16 protein-coding genes and 2 tRNA genes are annotated in these 16,227 nt (G+C 60.1%); 9 read left to right on the plus strand and 9 right to left on the minus strand.

The features are described from left to right. The first annotated feature begins 226 nt into the window (after positions 1-226). The 8 genes from AC0GNO_RS09655 (at position 227) to AC0GNO_RS09690 (ending at position 6,948) form a co-directional block, all read left to right on the plus strand. Positions 227-1,189, plus strand: a complete 963-nt coding sequence (locus tag AC0GNO_RS09655) for a polyprenyl synthetase family protein (protein WP_472903857.1) — start codon at positions 227-229, stop codon at positions 1,187-1,189. A gap of 53 nt (positions 1,190-1,242) precedes the next feature. Next, positions 1,243-1,319 (plus strand) — tRNA-Pro (locus AC0GNO_RS09660). Between the two features lie 165 nt (positions 1,320-1,484). Beyond that, complete coding sequence (pilB, locus tag AC0GNO_RS09665; RefSeq protein WP_472889173.1) at positions 1,485-3,224, plus strand: type IV-A pilus assembly ATPase PilB; 1,740 nt, start codon at positions 1,485-1,487, stop codon at positions 3,222-3,224. A 31-nt stretch (positions 3,225-3,255) separates the two neighbouring features. After that, a complete protein-coding gene (locus tag AC0GNO_RS09670) occupies positions 3,256-4,473 on the plus strand; it encodes a type II secretion system F family protein (RefSeq protein ID WP_472889172.1) in 1,218 nt (405 codons plus the stop codon). Continuing rightward, positions 4,473-5,333 carry a prepilin peptidase gene (locus AC0GNO_RS09675; protein ID WP_472903858.1) on the plus strand — a complete coding sequence of 287 codons (861 nt, stop codon included), beginning with the start codon at positions 4,473-4,475 and terminating at the stop codon, positions 5,331-5,333. The genes AC0GNO_RS09670 and AC0GNO_RS09675 overlap by 1 nt, the downstream gene beginning before the upstream one ends. Positions 5,334-5,335: 2 nt before the next feature. Further along, complete coding sequence (coaE, locus tag AC0GNO_RS09680) at positions 5,336-5,944, plus strand: dephospho-CoA kinase (protein WP_472903859.1); 609 nt, start codon at positions 5,336-5,338, stop codon at positions 5,942-5,944. A 43-nt stretch (positions 5,945-5,987) separates the two neighbouring features. After that, complete coding sequence (zapD, locus tag AC0GNO_RS09685; RefSeq protein ID WP_472903860.1) at positions 5,988-6,743, plus strand: cell division protein ZapD; 756 nt, start codon at positions 5,988-5,990, stop codon at positions 6,741-6,743. Positions 6,744-6,750: 7 nt separating this feature from the next. Further along, a complete protein-coding gene (locus AC0GNO_RS09690) occupies positions 6,751-6,948 on the plus strand; it encodes a DNA gyrase inhibitor YacG (protein WP_472889168.1) in 198 nt (65 codons plus the stop codon). A 20-nt stretch (positions 6,949-6,968) separates the two neighbouring features. On the opposite strand, the gene AC0GNO_RS09695 is transcribed toward AC0GNO_RS09690, so the two are convergent. The 5 genes from AC0GNO_RS09695 to AC0GNO_RS09715 all read right to left on the minus strand — a co-directional run bounded on the left by AC0GNO_RS09695 (position 6,969) and on the right by AC0GNO_RS09715 (position 13,623). After that, a complete protein-coding gene (locus AC0GNO_RS09695; RefSeq protein ID WP_472889167.1) occupies positions 6,969-7,421 on the minus strand; it encodes an NUDIX domain-containing protein in 453 nt (150 codons plus the stop codon). A 20-nt stretch (positions 7,422-7,441) separates the two neighbouring features. After that, positions 7,442-8,323 (minus strand): ATP-binding protein, encoded by an 882-nt coding sequence (locus AC0GNO_RS09700; protein ID WP_472903861.1) that lies wholly within the window; start codon positions 8,321-8,323, stop codon positions 7,442-7,444. Between the two features lie 112 nt (positions 8,324-8,435). After that, positions 8,436-9,683 carry a bifunctional glutamate N-acetyltransferase/amino-acid acetyltransferase ArgJ gene (gene argJ, locus AC0GNO_RS09705; protein ID WP_472889165.1) on the minus strand — a complete coding sequence of 416 codons (1,248 nt, stop codon included), beginning with the start codon at positions 9,681-9,683 and terminating at the stop codon, positions 8,436-8,438. A 61-nt stretch (positions 9,684-9,744) separates the two neighbouring features. Continuing rightward, a complete protein-coding gene (gene secA, locus AC0GNO_RS09710; protein ID WP_472889164.1) occupies positions 9,745-12,504 on the minus strand; it encodes a preprotein translocase subunit SecA in 2,760 nt (919 codons plus the stop codon). Positions 12,505-12,672: 168 nt separating this feature from the next. Then, a complete protein-coding gene (locus AC0GNO_RS09715) occupies positions 12,673-13,623 on the minus strand; it encodes a M23 family metallopeptidase (protein WP_472903862.1) in 951 nt (316 codons plus the stop codon). Between the two features lie 45 nt (positions 13,624-13,668). Here AC0GNO_RS09715 and AC0GNO_RS09720 point away from each other — a divergent pair, with 45 nt between their 5' ends. Next, on the plus strand, positions 13,669-13,983 hold the full coding sequence (locus AC0GNO_RS09720; protein WP_472889162.1) for a hypothetical protein: 315 nt from the start codon (positions 13,669-13,671) through the stop codon (positions 13,981-13,983). 57 nt (positions 13,984-14,040) lie between these two features. Here the strand turns inward: AC0GNO_RS09720 and AC0GNO_RS09725 are convergent. From AC0GNO_RS09725 to AC0GNO_RS09740, 4 genes are all read right to left on the minus strand, one after another. Continuing rightward, positions 14,041-14,116 (minus strand) — tRNA-Thr (locus AC0GNO_RS09725). 19 nt (positions 14,117-14,135) lie between these two features. Next, positions 14,136-14,657, minus strand: coding sequence for a ClpXP protease specificity-enhancing factor (locus AC0GNO_RS09730; RefSeq protein ID WP_472903863.1), 522 nt, complete (start codon positions 14,655-14,657; stop codon positions 14,136-14,138). 55 nt (positions 14,658-14,712) lie between these two features. Further along, a complete protein-coding gene (locus AC0GNO_RS09735; RefSeq protein WP_472903864.1) occupies positions 14,713-15,324 on the minus strand; it encodes a glutathione S-transferase N-terminal domain-containing protein in 612 nt (203 codons plus the stop codon). Between the two features lie 121 nt (positions 15,325-15,445). Next, positions 15,446-16,204 (minus strand): cytochrome c1, encoded by a 759-nt coding sequence (locus tag AC0GNO_RS09740; protein ID WP_472903865.1) that lies wholly within the window; start codon positions 16,202-16,204, stop codon positions 15,446-15,448. Positions 16,205-16,227 lie beyond the last annotated feature (23 nt).

The following is a 16,227-nucleotide window of genomic DNA, read 5'->3' on the forward strand; positions in this document are numbered from 1 at the left end:
TGAAAAATTTCCACGAATGGAATCTTGGCAGACGAAATTCAGCCAAGCCCAATATTTTAGCATGAATGTTCACCTCATTCAAGCAAAACCCGTCCGTGAGGGCGCGCGGCCTCCATGGCACCCTCTATGACCCAGAACGGCTCCGGTACGGTTTCTATAATCCTTGCCACATCAACCCGCGCCCGGCTCACTGCACGTTCACATCTTGACCCACTCTGAAATCTCCATGAAAAACCCTCTGGACCTTATCCAGGGTGACATGCAACGGGTCGACCAGGTGATTGGCGAACGTCTGACAACCGAAGTTCCTCTGGTCAGAGAGGTCGCCCAGTACATCATTTCAGCCGGTGGAAAGCGCCTGCGTCCAGCGCTCTTGCTGTTGATCAGCGGCGCCCTCGGCAGTCAGAACCCCCATCGCCACACGCTGGCGGCTGTCGTGGAGTTCATCCACACCGCCACCTTGCTGCACGACGATGTGGTGGACGAATCCACGCTGCGACGCGGCCGTCCGACCGCCAACGAACGCTTCGGCAATGCCCCCAGCGTATTGGTGGGCGACTTTCTGTACTCGCGGGCCTTTCAAATGATGGTGGACGTCAACGAGATGCGTGTGATGCAAGTGCTCTCGGATGCCACCAATGTGATTGCAGAAGGCGAGGTGCTGCAATTGGTCAACATGCGTGATGCCTCCCTGGACGAAGCCGCCTACCTGCGTGTCATCCGCTCAAAAACAGCCAAACTCTTCGAAGCCAGTGCCCGGCTCGCGCCCATCCTGGCGGGCTCGGACGTCCGGATCGAGGCGCTGTGCGCCACCTACGGACAAGCGCTGGGCACTGCTTTTCAGGTCATTGACGACGTCCTCGACTACGAAGGCAGCGCAGACCAACTGGGCAAAAACCTTGGCGACGATCTGCGCGAGGGCAAAGTCACGCTGCCCATCATCTGTGCATTGCGCACTGCGACGACCGCCGAGAAAGCGGTACTCCGCAAGGCCATCGAGGAGGGCGACCTCACCCATCTCGGCGATATTCTGAGCATCATTGAGCGAAACGGCGCCCTGGAATCCGCTCGCCAAAGTGCCATGATCGAAGCCCAAAGGGCTATGGACGCGGCGCGCATGCTGCCCGTCAATGACTACAGCGAAGCTTTGCTACAATTGCCCGCTGGCTTGATGGAGCGACGCTCCTGATCCAGGCCAGAGGCGGCACTTCAGCCGCCAGAAGATTGACCTGACAGGTCCATCGGGGTGTAGCTTAGCCAGGTAGAGCGCTACGTTCGGGACGTAGAGGCCGGAGGTTCGAATCCTCTCACCCCGACCAGATTCGGTATCGACACCCAACCGCCGTGGCAAGAGCTCCTCGGAGGCCGCCACTGGCCGATTCGCAACCTTGATACAACGACCACAGTGCCTGAATCGGAAAATTCAGCACAAGTTGCGTCAATAGTGGCCGGCAAGTCATTGATTTACGATAGATTACAGATCTATGGCGTCTGTTGATACGGTAATCCAGGATTCCTCCACCATGGCTTTGCCCGGCTTGGGGCGTGCTCTCGTGTCTGCGGGAAAACTGGGACAAAAGGCTGCTGAAGACCTTTACAGGAAGACACAAAGCGGTCGAACCACGTTCATTGCGGAACTGATCGGCTCCGGGGCGGTATCTGCCTACGATCTGGCGCACACCATGTCGACCGCGTTTGCGGCACCGCTGCTGGATCTGGATGCCATTGACGTGCAGCGCCTGCCCAAGGATTTGCTGGACGCAAAGATCTGCGCAGACTTTCGTATCGTTGTGCTGAGCAAGCGCAACAACCGACTCATGGTGGCCACTGCCGATCCAGCGGACCAACAGGCAGCCGAGAAGATCAAGTTCGCCACCCAGATGGGTGTCGACTGGGTGATCGCCGAATTCGACAAGCTCAGCAAGCTGGTGGACGTCCAGTCGACCACGGCCAATGAGTCCATGGACCACATCATTGGCGGTGACTTCGAGTTCGACGAGATGGCGGCCGATGCAGCCGTTGCCGAAACCAGTGACAAAACCCTGACGTCCGAGGTTGACGATGCCCCTGTCGTCAAATTCCTTCACAAGATGCTGCTGGATGCGTTCAACATGCGCGCCTCCGATCTGCATTTTGAGCCCTATGAGCACACCTATCGGGTTCGGTTCCGTATCGACGGTGAGCTCCGGGAAATTGCTTCACCACCGATTGCCATCAAGGACAAGCTGGCCTCGCGCATCAAGGTGATCTCCCGCATGGACATCTCCGAAAAGCGTGTGCCTCAGGACGGTCGGATGAAGCTCAAGGTCGGCCCGGATCGTGTGATCGACTTCCGGGTCAGCTCCTTGCCCACTTTGTTTGGTGAAAAGATTGTGATCCGTATCCTGGATCCCAGCAGCGCCAAAGTGGGCATCGACGCCCTGGGTTACGAGCCAGAAGAAAAAGCGCGCCTGATGGATGCCATCGGGCGCCCCTACGGCATGGTCCTGGTGACCGGACCGACGGGTTCCGGCAAGACCGTTTCGCTCTACACCTGCCTGAACATTCTGAACAAGCCAGGCATCAACATTTCCACCGCGGAAGATCCCTCGGAAATCAACCTGCCCGGCGTCAATCAGGTCAACGTCAACGAAAAAGCCGGCCTGACTTTTGCTGCGGCGCTCAAGGCTTTCCTGCGGCAGGATCCTGACGTGATCATGGTCGGCGAGATCCGGGACCTTGAAACGGCCGACATCTCCATCAAGGCCGCACAAACGGGTCACATGGTGCTGTCTACCCTGCACACCAACGACGCCCCGACCACGCTCACACGCATGATGAACATGGGCATTCCCACGTTCAACATCGCCTCCAGTGTGATCCTGATCACGGCGCAGCGCTTGGCACGCCGGCTCTGTCCAACGTGCAAAGCGCCGCTCGACGTGCCACGCAAAGCGCTGATCGACGCCGGGTTCAAGCCCGAAGACCTGGATGGCAGCTGGACGCCCTACAAACCGGTGGGCTGCTCGGCCTGCAACAACGGCTACAAGGGCCGGGTAGGCATCTACCAGGTCATGCCCATATCTGAAGAAATCCAGCGCATCATCCTCAAGGGTGGCGGTGCACTCGATATCGCGCAGCAGGCAGGCAAAGAAGGTGTGCGGACCCTGCGTGAATCGGGATTGCTCAAGGTAAGGCAAGGCATGACTTCTCTGGAAGAAGTTTTGAGCGTTACCAACGAATAAGTCCGTACAGACCCCAAACCCCGAGGACCACATGGCAACCGCAGCATCCAAAAGCGTCAAGGACTTTGTTTTTGAATGGGAAGGCAAGGACCGCAACGGCAAACAGGTGCGGGGAGAAACCAGAGCCGTTGGCGAAAACCAGGTGCTGGCCGCGCTGCGGCGGCAAGGCATTGTCCCCGGCAAGATCAAAAAGCGGCGAATGAGCTCCGGCAAGCGCATCAAGCCCAAAGACATAGCCATCTTCACCCGGCAACTGGCCACCATGATGAAAGCCGGTGTGCCCTTGCTCCAGTCCTTTGACATCGTGGGCCGGGGCAACCCCAACCCCAGCGTCTCGAAGTTGCTCAATGACATCCGGTCCGACGTCGAAACCGGTACATCGCTGAGCGCGGCATTCCGGAAAAACCCGCTCTATTTCGACAGCCTGTACTGCAACCTGGTTGAAGCGGGTGAAGCCGCCGGTATTCTGGAAGAGTTGCTCGACCGCCTGGCGGTCTACATGGAAAAGACCGAGGCCATCAAGTCCAAGATCAAGTCGGCATTGATGTACCCCGTCGCGGTGATCATCGTCGCCTTTGTGGTCGTGGCCGTGATCATGATCTTCGTGATTCCGTCGTTCAAGCAAGTCTTCACCTCCTTCGGTGCCGATCTACCGGGCCCCACGCTGTTCGTCATCGCCATGAGCGAGTTCTTCACCGAATACTGGTGGCTGATTTTTGGTGGCCTGGGCGGAGGCCTTTACTTTTTCATGCAAGCCTGGCGGCGCAACGAAAAGGTCCAGCGTTTCATGGATCGGTTGATGCTCAAGATGCCCATCTTCGGGACCCTGGTTGAAAAATCCGTGATCGCCCGATGGACACGAACCCTTTCGACCATGTTTGCAGCGGGCGTCCCGCTGGTCGAAGCGCTCGATTCTGTCGGTGGTGCATCGGGGAACTCGGTCTATGCCATTGCTACCGACAAGATCCAGCAGGAGGTCTCCACCGGCACCAGCCTGACGAACGCCATGACCAACGCCAACATCTTTCCATCCATGGTCCTGCAGATGTGCGCCATTGGTGAAGAGTCCGGCTCCATCGACCACATGCTGGGCAAGGCAGCCGATTTTTATGAGGCCGAAGTGGACGACATGGTCGCAGGACTGTCCAGTCTGATGGAACCCATCATCATCGTGATTCTGGGCACCATCATCGGCGGCATCGTGGTGTCGATGTATCTGCCGATCTTCAAACTGGGCCAAGTGGTTTGATGCTGATGGTGGAGGCGCTCGACGCCTTGGCGCTGGGCATGCTCGGGCTTCTCGTGGGCAGTTTCTTGAACGTGGTGATCCACCGTCTGCCCAAAATGATGGAGCTGCGATGGGCGGCCGAATGTGCAGAGCTTCAAGGCCATTCATCCGAGGCCCCTCCGACAGCAGAAGCGCCGCCACGCTTCAATCTCATGGTGCCCCGTTCGCGCTGCCCGCATTGTGGCCACCAGATTCGGTGGTTCGAGAACATCCCGGTGTTGAGCTACATCGCCTTGCGCGGTCGATGCGCCAGCTGCGAAGCCCGTATCAGCCCACGGTACCCCCTGATCGAATTGCTCAACGCAGCACTCTTTGCCTGGTGTGGCTGGCGCTGGGGACTGGGCGCGACCTCGCTGGCCTGGAGTGGTTTTGCTGCGGCCGTACTGGCGCTGGCATGCATTGACTGGGACACCACGTTGTTGCCAGACGACATCACCCTGCCCCTGCTGTGGGCCGGGCTTTGCGCGGCGGCACTGGGTCTGAGCGGCACCGTCTTGACCGATGCACTCTGGGGGTCGGTGGCTGGCTACCTGTCCCTGTGGATGGTGTATTGGGCCTTCAAACTGGCCACGGGAAAAGAAGGCATGGGTTATGGCGACTTCAAGTTGTTTGCCGCGCTTGGCGCGTGGTTCGGCTGGCAGGCGTTGATCCCCATCATCCTGATGGCTTCGCTCATCGGCGCAGTGATCGGGATCGCCCTCAAAATATTCAGCCAGTTGCGCGAAGGGGGCTACGTTCCGTTCGGCCCCTTCCTGGCGCTTGCCGGGCTGACGGCCATGATTTCCGGCCCCTCGTCCATTCTCGCCGCCATCGGACTTTGACCATGGCGGCCATGCGACCAGCGCTGCGACTGGGGCTGACGGGCGGTATCGGCAGCGGAAAAAGCACGGTGGCCCAGCTGTTGCAGGAACGCGGCGCCAGCGTGATCGATGCCGATGCCATCTCCAGGGCCTGCACGCAGCGCGGCGGCAGTGCAATGCCCGCCGTGGCGCAATCGTTTGGCCCGGCTTTCATCGCGCAGGACGGTTCACTGGACCGGCAGCGCATGCGCGAACATGTCTTCACGAATCCGGATGCCCGTCGGCTGCTGGAGTCCATCGTGCACCCGCTGGTCGCGCAGGAGATCCAGCGGCAGGCGAAGGCCGCCGCCTCACACTGCCTCGTGTTTGACGTACCGTTGCTCGTGGAATCTGCTCGCTGGCGGCCACAACTGGACCTCGTGCTCGTGGTGGACTGTCACACAGGAACGCAGGTTCGCCGGGTCACCGCCCGCAGTGGGCTGGACTGCTCCGCCATCGATGCCATCATGAAAAGTCAGAGCCCGAGGACGAAGCGGCTCGCGGCAGCAGACCTGGTGATCTTCAATGACGGTAACGAGATCGAACCGTTGCGACGGACAGTCGGGCGGATCGCCGACCAGTTCGGGCTATGATGAAAGTCCTGCAAACCACCGCCTTCTGCAAACCTCCGCCGCCGTGATCCTGTACGAATACCCTTTCAACGAACGCATTCGCACATACCTGCGGCTGGAACACCTGTTCCGGCGACTGGCGGAACTGCTGCCACGCAGCCATCCGCTGGACCACCACTACGCCATCCAGACCATTTTCGAGATCATGGATGTTGCTTCCAGGGCAGACATGAAGTCCGATGTGCTCAAGGACATCGAGCGACACAAACAGCAGCTCAACAGCTACCGCGGCAACCCGGCCATCTCTGAACGGGCGCTGGACGAAGTCATCGCACAGCTCGACACCTGCTTTGCGCAGCTCAACAACCTGCCAGGAAAAACCGGTCTCTCATTGACAGAGAACGACTGGTTGATGAGCATCAGAAGCCGCATCGGCATTCCGGGCGGCACTTGCGAATTTGACCTCCCGGCCTACTTCCACTGGCAACACCGCAGCGTCGAGCAGCGTCAAGCCGATCTGCAGCGCTGGGTCCAGGCGCTCGCTCCCCTGGCAGAAGCGATCGTGCTGCTGTTGAAGATGTTGCGCGATTCGGGTTCACCGCAAAAGGTGGTGGCCCCGGATGGTCAGTTTCAGCAGAACCTGCCTCAAGGTCGAACCTTTCAGTTGCTGCGTCTTGGCATCGATCCCACACTGGGTCTGATTCCAGAAATCAGCGGCAACCGGCTGCTGCTGTCGGTTCGATTGATGTGCCAGGGAGACGATGAACGCCTGCATCCGGCTCAGGAAGATGCGTCATTCGAACTGACCCTCTGTGCCTGAAGCGTCGATGCCGGATTCCGAGTTCCCGGTGAAGACTGTTGTCTGCCCCAGCTGCAACGGGCCCAGCGTCTACGCCCCCAGCAACGTCTACCGACCGTTCTGCTGTGAACGCTGCAAGAACCTGGACCTCGGAGCCTGGGCCAGTGAGCGCTTCACATTGCCGGAACAGATCGTCAACAACGATCCGGATTTTGAGCAGGGTTGACACCGCAGCACCGCACTGACTCAGGCGGCTTGTTCCTCCATCAGCCATTCCAGCACCGGCACCGTGCCGGGCAACACCGGCGAGCAGCGAACGGGCAACTTTTCCCAGCTAAACGCCTGGCGTTCGCGCATGTTCAACTCGCCCGACCAGTCGTGCACCTTGCAAAAGTGCAGCCGAACAAGGGCATGTGGATAGTCCACCAGTTTTTCACGCCAAGGCATTGCGGCGCCGATCATCAACCCGATCTCTTCAATCAACTCGCGGCGCAAGGCCTGCTCGACCGTTTCCCCGACCTCCAGCTTGCCGCCCGGGAACTCCCAATACCCGGCGTACACCTTGCCTTCGGGCCGGCTCGTGAGCAGGAATTCACCGCCCGGGGCAATCAATACCCCGACGGCCACGTCAACGATAGGTCGCGCGGACGACGTGTCACGCGTGCGTTCCGCATCCACCACCAACACCGGATCGTTCATGGATGCATCCCGCTTGGCAATCAGGCGTCGCCCGCAGCGCGGGTGCCCGCGAAGTCCCGCGCGAACTGGTAGGCCACGCGACCACTGCGTGATCCGCGCTCCAGCGCCCAGACCAGTGCGCGCGGCCTGGCCACCTCGATGTCAGCGGCAGAAATGCCGAACGACGCGAGCCACAGGGACACGATGCTCAGGTATTCGTCCTGACTGAACGGGTAGAAGCTCACCCAGAGACCAAAGCGCTCGGACAGGGAAATCTTTTCTTCCACCACCTCGCCCGGATGTACCTCGCCGTCCGCGGTGTGCGTGTAGCTGAGGTTTTCCTTCATGTACTCAGGCAACAGGTGGCGACGGTTGCTGGTGGCATAGATCAAGACGTTCTGCCCGGCGGCAGATACCGAGCCATCCAGAATCGACTTGAGCGCCTTGTAGCCGGGCTCGCCATCTTCGAAGCTGAGGTCATCACAAAACACGATGAAGCGTTCGGGGCAGTCGGCCACCACGTCCACGATATCGGGCAGATCCATCAGATCGGCCTTGTCCACCTCGATCAGGCGCAGACCCTGCCCCCCGTATTCATTGAGGCAGGCCTTGACCAGCGACGACTTGCCGGTACCACGTGCCCCGGTCAGCAACACGTTGTTGGCTGGCAGACCTTTCACGAACTGCAAGGTGTTCCGCTGAACCTTTTCCTTCTGGCCGTCGATTTCCTGCAGGTCGTCCAGACGCATGTGGGCCACATGCCGCACCGGCTCCAGCACGCCGTGACCACTGCTGCGTTTGCGGTAACGGTAGGCCACCGAGGCCGTCCAGTCCGGCGCACCCAGCGGTTGTGGCAGCACCGCTTCGATGCGGGTGATCAGCTGTTCGGCCCGTTCGATCAGGCGTTCAAATTTTTCGTTCATCGCATTGCCTTCAGCGCACAAGGAACCCTTCCAGTGACATCGCAAAACCGGCTTTGCCGGGTTGCATATGTCGCCCCCATGAGCGGCTCGCGCACAGCGTGGCGGGAGAGGTTCAAGATCTGTAGTCGGCGTTGATCGTCACGTAGTCGTGGCTGAAGTCGCAAGTCCAGACCGTCTCCACCGCCGTCCCGCGGCCGAGACCGATGCGGACCAGGATCTCAGCCTCCTTCATCACACGCTGGCCGTCTTCCTCACGGTAGTCCGGGTGGCGACCGCCCGCCGAGACCACGTGCACGTCGCCGAGATGCAGCTCGATCCGGGTGGCATCCAGGTCGGCAATGCCGGCATACCCGACCGCCGCCAGAATGCGACCGAGGTTTGGATCGCTGGCAAAAAAAGCCGTCTTGACCAGCGGCGAATGGGCCACCGCATAGGCGACCTGCAGACACTCGGCCGACGAGCCTCCGCCTTCAACCCGCACGGTGATGAACTTGGTCGCGCCCTCGCCATCGCGCACGATAGCGTGCGCCAACTGCTGGGCCAGAGGTGTCAATGCGGCCAGCAGGGTTTGCCCGTCCGGGCCGTCCAGATCGGAGACCGCGGTGTTGCCGGCCTGCCCAGTCGCCACGACCACAAAGGAATCGTTGGTCGAGGTGTCGCCATCAACCGTCACCCGGTTGAACGACACATCGGCCAGACGCCGGGCCAGTGCGTTCATCAGCTGCGGAGCCACACAGGCGTCTGTCGCCAAGAAGCCCAGCATGGTGGCCATGTTGGGCCGGATCATGCCGGCACCCTTGGCAATGCCCGAGGCGCTGACGGTGCGCCCTCCGAGTGAGAATTGGCGGCTCGCAGCCTTCGGAACCGTGTCCGTGGTCATGATGCCCTCAGCGGCAAGCAGCCACTGTGCACCTGATGCGCCCGACGCCAGCGCCGCACTCTCCAGCGCCCTCGGAAGGCCAGCCAGCAAGCGATCCAGCGGCAGGGGTTCCATGATCACGCCCGTGGAAAAAGGCAACACCTGCTCGTGACGCAGCCCCAGCGCAAGCGCCGTTGCCACACAGGTCTGACGGGCGTGGGCCAGCCCCGACTCGCCGGTACCTGCGTTGGCATTGCCGGTGTTGATCACCATCGCCCGCACCGCATGACCGGCCGAAAGATGCTCCCGGCAAACCTGCACCGGTGCCGCGGCGTAGCGGTTCTGCGTGAAAACCGCGCCAACCGCTGAACCCTCGTCCAGCAGAAAAACCGTCAGGTCCGTGCGGTTCGCCTTGCGGATGCCCGCCTGTGCGACACCCATGCGCACACCAGGAATCGCCAGCATGTCGCCAGCCACGGGAGGGTCGAGATGAACAGGCATGTGAACTCCGTTGGGTGCCGGTCGGGTGAAAGCGGAAGCTGGAACGGTGTGCCCGCCCAACTCAGGTCAATTGACCGTGACAGTGTTTGTATTTTTTCCCGCTGCCACAGGGGCAGGGTTCGTTGCGCCCCACACGGGGCAGGTCTTGTGCTTTGTCGATCGGGCTGGCAACATTCACGCCACGAATGCTCTCAACCTCGCCGGTTTCGGTGGGGGCGGTGTAGGTCACATTGGCAATCTGCTCGGCCCGTGCCTCCATCAGCTCGGTCTCTTCGGAAATCTGCTCCGCCGATTGCACGCGCACGTTCATGAGAATGCGGCTGACATCGTTCTTCACACTGTCGAGCAACTGACCAAAGAGCACAAAGGCCTCGCGCTTGTATTCCTGCTTGGGCTGTTTCTGCGCGTAGCCGCGCAAATGAATGCCCTGACGCAGGTAGTCGAGCGCCGACAGGTGTTCACGCCATTGGCTGTCGATGGTCTGCAGCAGCACCATGCGCTCAAACTGGGTGAAGTTCTCCTCACCCACCATGCCGACCTTCTGGTCAAACACGCCTTTGGCTGCTACCAGCACACGCTCGACAATTTCTTCAGCATCGATGGACTCTGCATCTGACACCCATGAAGCCACAGGCGCTTCGACCGCCCACTGTTCGCGCAAAATGCGCTCCAGGCCCGGCAGGTCCCACTGCTCTTCCACACTGCCTTCGGGCACGTATTCGCGCACCAGGTCGGTGAAACAGCCATCGCGCAACGAGTCAATCTGGGCGCGCAGACTCTGTGCGTCCAGAATGTCATTGCGCTGCTGGTAGATCACCTTACGCTGGTCGTTCGACACGTCGTCGTATTCGAGCAGCTGCTTGCGGATGTCGAAGTTGCGGGCCTCGACCTTGCGCTGCGCGCTCTCAATGCTTCGTGTGACGATACCGGCTTCGATCGCCTCGCCCTCGGGCATCTTCAGGCGGTCCATGATGGCGCGCACCTTGTCACCGGCGAAGATCCGCATCAGCGAATCGTCCAGGCTCAGGTAAAAGCGCGATGAGCCCGGATCGCCCTGGCGGCCCGATCGGCCACGCAGCTGGTTGTCGATGCGACGGCTTTCGTGGCGCTCGGTGGCAATGATGCGAAGGCCACCCAGCGCCTTGACCTTCTCGTGGTCCAACTGCCACTGCTGGCGCAGGGCTTCGACGCGCGAAGCCTTGGTCGCTTCGTCCAGCGACTCGTCGCCCTCGATGGCTGCTGTCATCTTTTCCAGGTTGCCACCGAGCACGATATCGGTGCCTCGGCCCGCCATGTTGGTGGCGATGGTGATGGCACCAGGACGGCCTGCCTGGACGATGATGTCGGCCTCGCGGGCGTGCTGCTTGGCGTTGAGCACCTCGTGTGGCAGGTTCTCTTTGACCAGCAGCGCGGCGATGATTTCCGAGTTTTCGATCGACGAGGTACCCACCAGCACCGGCTGACCACGCTCGTGGCACTCGCGAATGTCTTCGATGGCGGCGACGTATTTTTCATGCGTCGTCTTGTACACGCGGTCGAGCTGATCGACGCGTTTGCTGATCCGGTTCGGCGGAATCACCACCGTTTCCAGGCCGTAGATTTCCTGGAATTCGTAGGCTTCGGTATCGGCCGTGCCGGTCATGCCCGAGAGCTTGCCGTACAGGCGGAAGTAGTTCTGGAAAGTGATCGATGCCAGCGTCTGGTTTTCCGGCTGGATCGCCACGCCCTCCTTCGCCTCCACCGCCTGGTGCAGGCCATCGCTCCAGCGGCGGCCCGACATCAGGCGACCGGTGAACTCGTCCACGATGACGATCTCGCCACCCTGATTCACATAGTGCTGGTCGCGGTGATAGAGGTGGTGCGCCTTGAGCGAGGTCACCAGGTGGTGCATCAGGGCGATGTTGGACGGATCGTAAAGCGAAGCACCTTCGGGCAACAAACCGGCCTGGCCCAGCAGTCGCTCGGCATTCTCGTGGCCTTGCTCGGTCATGTGGATCGAGTGCGCCTTTTCATCCACCGTAAAGTCACCCGGTTTGGTCACACCCTCGCCGGTGCGTGGATCGGCCTCACCTTCCTGGCGGGTCAGGTGCGGAACCAGTTGCTTGATGGCCTGGTACACCTGGGTCTGGTCTTCCGCCTGGCCACTGATGATCAGCGGCGTACGCGCTTCGTCGATCAGGATCGAGTCCACCTCGTCCACGATGGCGTAGTTGAGGCCCCTTTGCACGCGGTCACCGGCCTCGTAGACCATGTTGTCGCGCAGGTAGTCGAACCCGTATTCGTTGTTGGTGCCGTAGGTGATGTCGGCGCCGTAAGCGGCCTGCTTCTCTTCGCGCGGCGCCTGTGGCAGGTTGATGCCCACCGTGAGTCCGAGAAAGGTGTAAAGCTTTCCCATCCACTGAGCATCTCGGCTGGCCAGGTAGTCGTTGACCGTCACCACGTGCACCCCCTTGCCGGTGAGCGCGTTCAGGTACACCGGCAGCGTGGCGGTCAGCGTCTTGCCTTCACCGGTGCGCATTTCGGCCACCTTGCCATGGTGCAATGCCAGGCCACCGACCAGCTGCACGTCGAAGTGACGCATCTTCATCACGCGCTTGCTGGCCTCACGCACCAACGCAAACGCCTCCGGCAACACCGACTCCAACGCCTCACCATCCGCTATGCGGCGCTTGAAGACTTCGGTCTGGGCCTTGATGTCTTCGTCACTGAGTTTTTCGAACTGCGGTTCAAGGCCATTGATCCGCTCCACCGTTTTGCGGTAGGTCTTGAGCAAGCGGTCGTTGCGACTACCAAATATTTTGGTGAGAATGTTTGTGGCCATACATGCGGGCCTGCACCGTCAACGTGTCAACACGTGCCGGACAGGCAAAAGGAAATCGGAGGGCTCTTGCCAGCGAATGCGGCACAAAAGCGGTAAGCCCAGATGTGCCTGCGAATGCTGCTCTTTCAAGAGCAAAGTGGGGATTTTAACTGGCGCACCAAGACGCCTTCAGGGCTTGCGCGGACCTCTCGGCGCCAGCTGTACCGCTGCGAGGTTTTCACCCGCATCCAGGAAGCGCCTGGGATCTTGCACAACCCCCGATACCCAGACCTCAAAGTGCAGATGAGGTCCGGTCGATCGACCCGTAGAGCCAACTTCAGCGATCTTCTGCCCCCGTTTGACGATATCGCCTTTCTTGACGAGCACCCTGGAGGAATGCGCATAACGGGTGATCAGGTCGTTGCCATGATCGATTTCCACCATGTTCCCGTAGGCCGGGTGAACCTCCTGTACCACCACCACCCCACCTGCCGCAGCCAGGATGGGGGTTCCCGTGTCGGCCGGAAAATCCAGCCCCGTGTGCATGGCCGAACGCCCGGTGATGGGATCGATGCGAAAACCGAAGGGGGAACCCACCTGGCCCCGCTTCACCGGCTCCTCGGTGGGCACCATGGTGCGCAGGATCTTCTGATCAAACAGGCGGGATTCCACCACCGTCAGCCAATCGACCCTCGAACCGGTGTTGCGATCGAGTTGTTCCATGGCCCCCATCAGCTCTTCCACAGTCAATTCACGACTGCCCACCAGTGCTCCCCCAGAGCCCGCGGGAAGCTTGAACTCCTGGGGATTGATGCCCGCAAGGCCAGCCACACGCTCCCCGAGAGATTCAATTTGAACCATGCGGCCTTGCATCTCCCCAAGCTTGCGCGCCATTGCATCCAGGTTCTCGCGCATGTAGATCTCCTTGGAGTCGAGTTCGCCTTGCGACACCAGACGCGCCACAGGACCAAAACCGGGCCAACCCTGGCGAACACCCTCGAGAAAGACCCAATGGTACGCAGCCACTGCGCCCAGCATCATCAAAAGTGACGCGAACGCTCCCATGGCAACCAGCCTGACACCGCTCAGGTGCAGAGCCCGGCTCTTGGCAAGCCAAGCATCCGTGATAATGATGTGCACGTTTCAAACCTTTCTGACGGTAACGGGTCAGTCCCGAGATACCCCATGCCCGACCACCGATTTCAGACCCAGTTCAGCCTGGAACAAGCGGCCAGTGCCGCACCCACGCTGGCTGCGTTGCGCGAACAGATTCGCGAATCCCAGTGGTGCCTGGAACAGATCCAGCACCTGATCCCGGCTGCGCTGCGGCGCCAGGTTCAGGCCGGCCCCATTCATGAAACCGAATGGTGCATGCTGGTCAGCAGTGCGGCTGCCTCTACCAAGCTGCGCCAGTTGCTACCGGCCCTGCAGCAGACGCTCACACATCAAGGCGCACGCATCAGCAACATTCGTATCAAGGTACAGGCACCTCAACGCTGAATCATGCCCACGAAGGGCGCCCTGCCCTGCAACTCCGAAATCCGGACATCCATTGAATGGTGCCGCTTGTCTGACTCGAACAGACGACCTATCGCTTACAAGGCGAGTGCTCTACCAACTGAGCTAAAGCGGCGGATGTTCAATTCTTAATTTTACTTGACCCGTTTGAGCGTTGGACGCCCACCGCCCTTGTTCGGACCACGGGGAGGCGTTTCATCTGTCGATGCAGACATGCCCTCTGCCGTTGGTTCACTGGGCACCGCACGCAGACTGGCCCGCTCGGGGTCTTCGGATCGAACAGGTGCCAACACCACATCCGACGGGGCAAGGCCGACACGACCAGCCGCAACAGGCGCCGGAAACGCCATGCCTTGCCCATTCTCCCGTGCATAGATCGCAACAACGTGATCAATGGGCACCACAATCTCCCGGGCCACACCCCCGAACCGGGCTTTGAACTCGATGAACTCATTGCCCAGCTGCAGCGAACTGGTCGCATCGAAGCTCACATTGAGGACGATCTCGCCATTGTTCACAAAGTCCATAGGCACCTGTACAGACGCGTCCACCTGCACGGCGATGTACGGTGAAAACCCGTTATCGACACACCACTCGTGCAAAGCACGGATAAGGTACGGACGGGTCGAAGGGATGTCCTGATCAGGAAGACTCATGAATGTATGAAGGTCTGTCTCGACAACAGGTCATGGCGAATGCCGCCACAACCCATCACTTGCGCATGACCTTTTCAGAAGGCGTCAGTGCCTCGATGTAGGCCGGACGCGAGAAAATGCGCTCCGAGTACTTGAGCAGCGGCGCTGCGTTCTTGCTCAGTTCAATGCCATAGAAGTCCAGACGCCACAGCAACGGGGCGATGGCTACATCCAGCATCGAGAAGTTGTCACCCAACATGAACTTGTTCTTCAGGAACACCGGTGCGAGCTGGGTCAGGCGGTCGCGGATGTGAGCCCGTGCCTTTTCCAGCGCCTTGTCGTTGCCTTTGGTGCTGCGGTTCTCGAGCACAGACACATGGGTAAACAGCTCTTTTTCGAAGTTCAGCAGGAACAGCCGCACGCGCGCCCGATCCACGGGATCACCGGGCATCAGCTGGGGGTGAGGAAAGCGTTCATCAATGTACTCATTGATGATGTTCGATTCGTACAGAATCAGGTCCCGCTCAACCAGGATGGGCACCTGGCCATAGGGGTTCATGACGCTGATGTCTTCGGGCTTGTTGTACAGGTCTACATCCCGGATCTCGAAATCCATGCCCTTCTCGAACAGGACAAAGCGGCAGCGGTGGGAATAGGGACAAGTCGTGCCCGAATACAAAACCATCATAGAGGAGTCTCCTTAATGCAAAAACAGTGGTCGACCTGACCGCTCGTGTGCGGCAGCAGGCCAACCACTGTGGATTTTCAGGCCATTCGGATCAAACCGGAAGCCTGAAGCGGTGCGTGAGTTACTTGACGTCTTTCCAGAAAGAGGCATTCAGACGCCATGCCACCACGGTGAACAGCGCCAGAAAGAGCATCACCCAGACGCCCAAGCGCACCCGGGTATTTTGGGCTGGTTCGCCCATCCATTGCAGGTAGGCCACCAGGTCACCCACGTTCTGATCGTATTCAGCTGCGCTCAAGATGCCCTCTTTGCCCTGCTCCCAGCCCTTGAGGACGTCCACTTCGTGACCATGGCTGGTCACCTTTTCCATGACGGGCTTGCGCTCGCCCTGGAGCTCCCACAGCGGATGGGGCATGCCGATGTTCGGAAACACCAGGTTGTTCCAGCCAGTGGGCTTGGTTTCGTCGCGGTAATAGCTGCGCAGCAGGGTGTAGAGGTAGTCCGCACCGGAATAACCCGCACCGGAACGCGAGCGCGCGATCACGGTCAGGTCGGGCGGATTGGCACCAAACCACTCTTTCGCCTGGCGGGGATCGATCGACGCCTTCATCGTGTCACCGATCTTGTCGGTGGCGAAGGTCAGGTTCTCCGCGATCTGTTTGTCGGTCAGGCCAATGTCGCGCAGTCGGTTGTAGCGCATGAAGGCCGCCGAATGGCAGCTCAGGCAGTAGTTGACAAAGATCTTGGCGCCGTTTTGAAGCGCGGCCACGTCGTTGGTTCGGTTGGGCACCTTTTCAATCGGCACGCCAAAACCGCCTGCAGCCAGTGCGCTGGCCGAAAGCCCCAGAGCCAGTGCAAAGCCCAGAAGGATTTTTTTCATTTGCTTGATTCTCCGCTTGTGCT

The sequence above is a fragment of the Hydrogenophaga sp. L310 genome, from assembly GCF_055703065.1.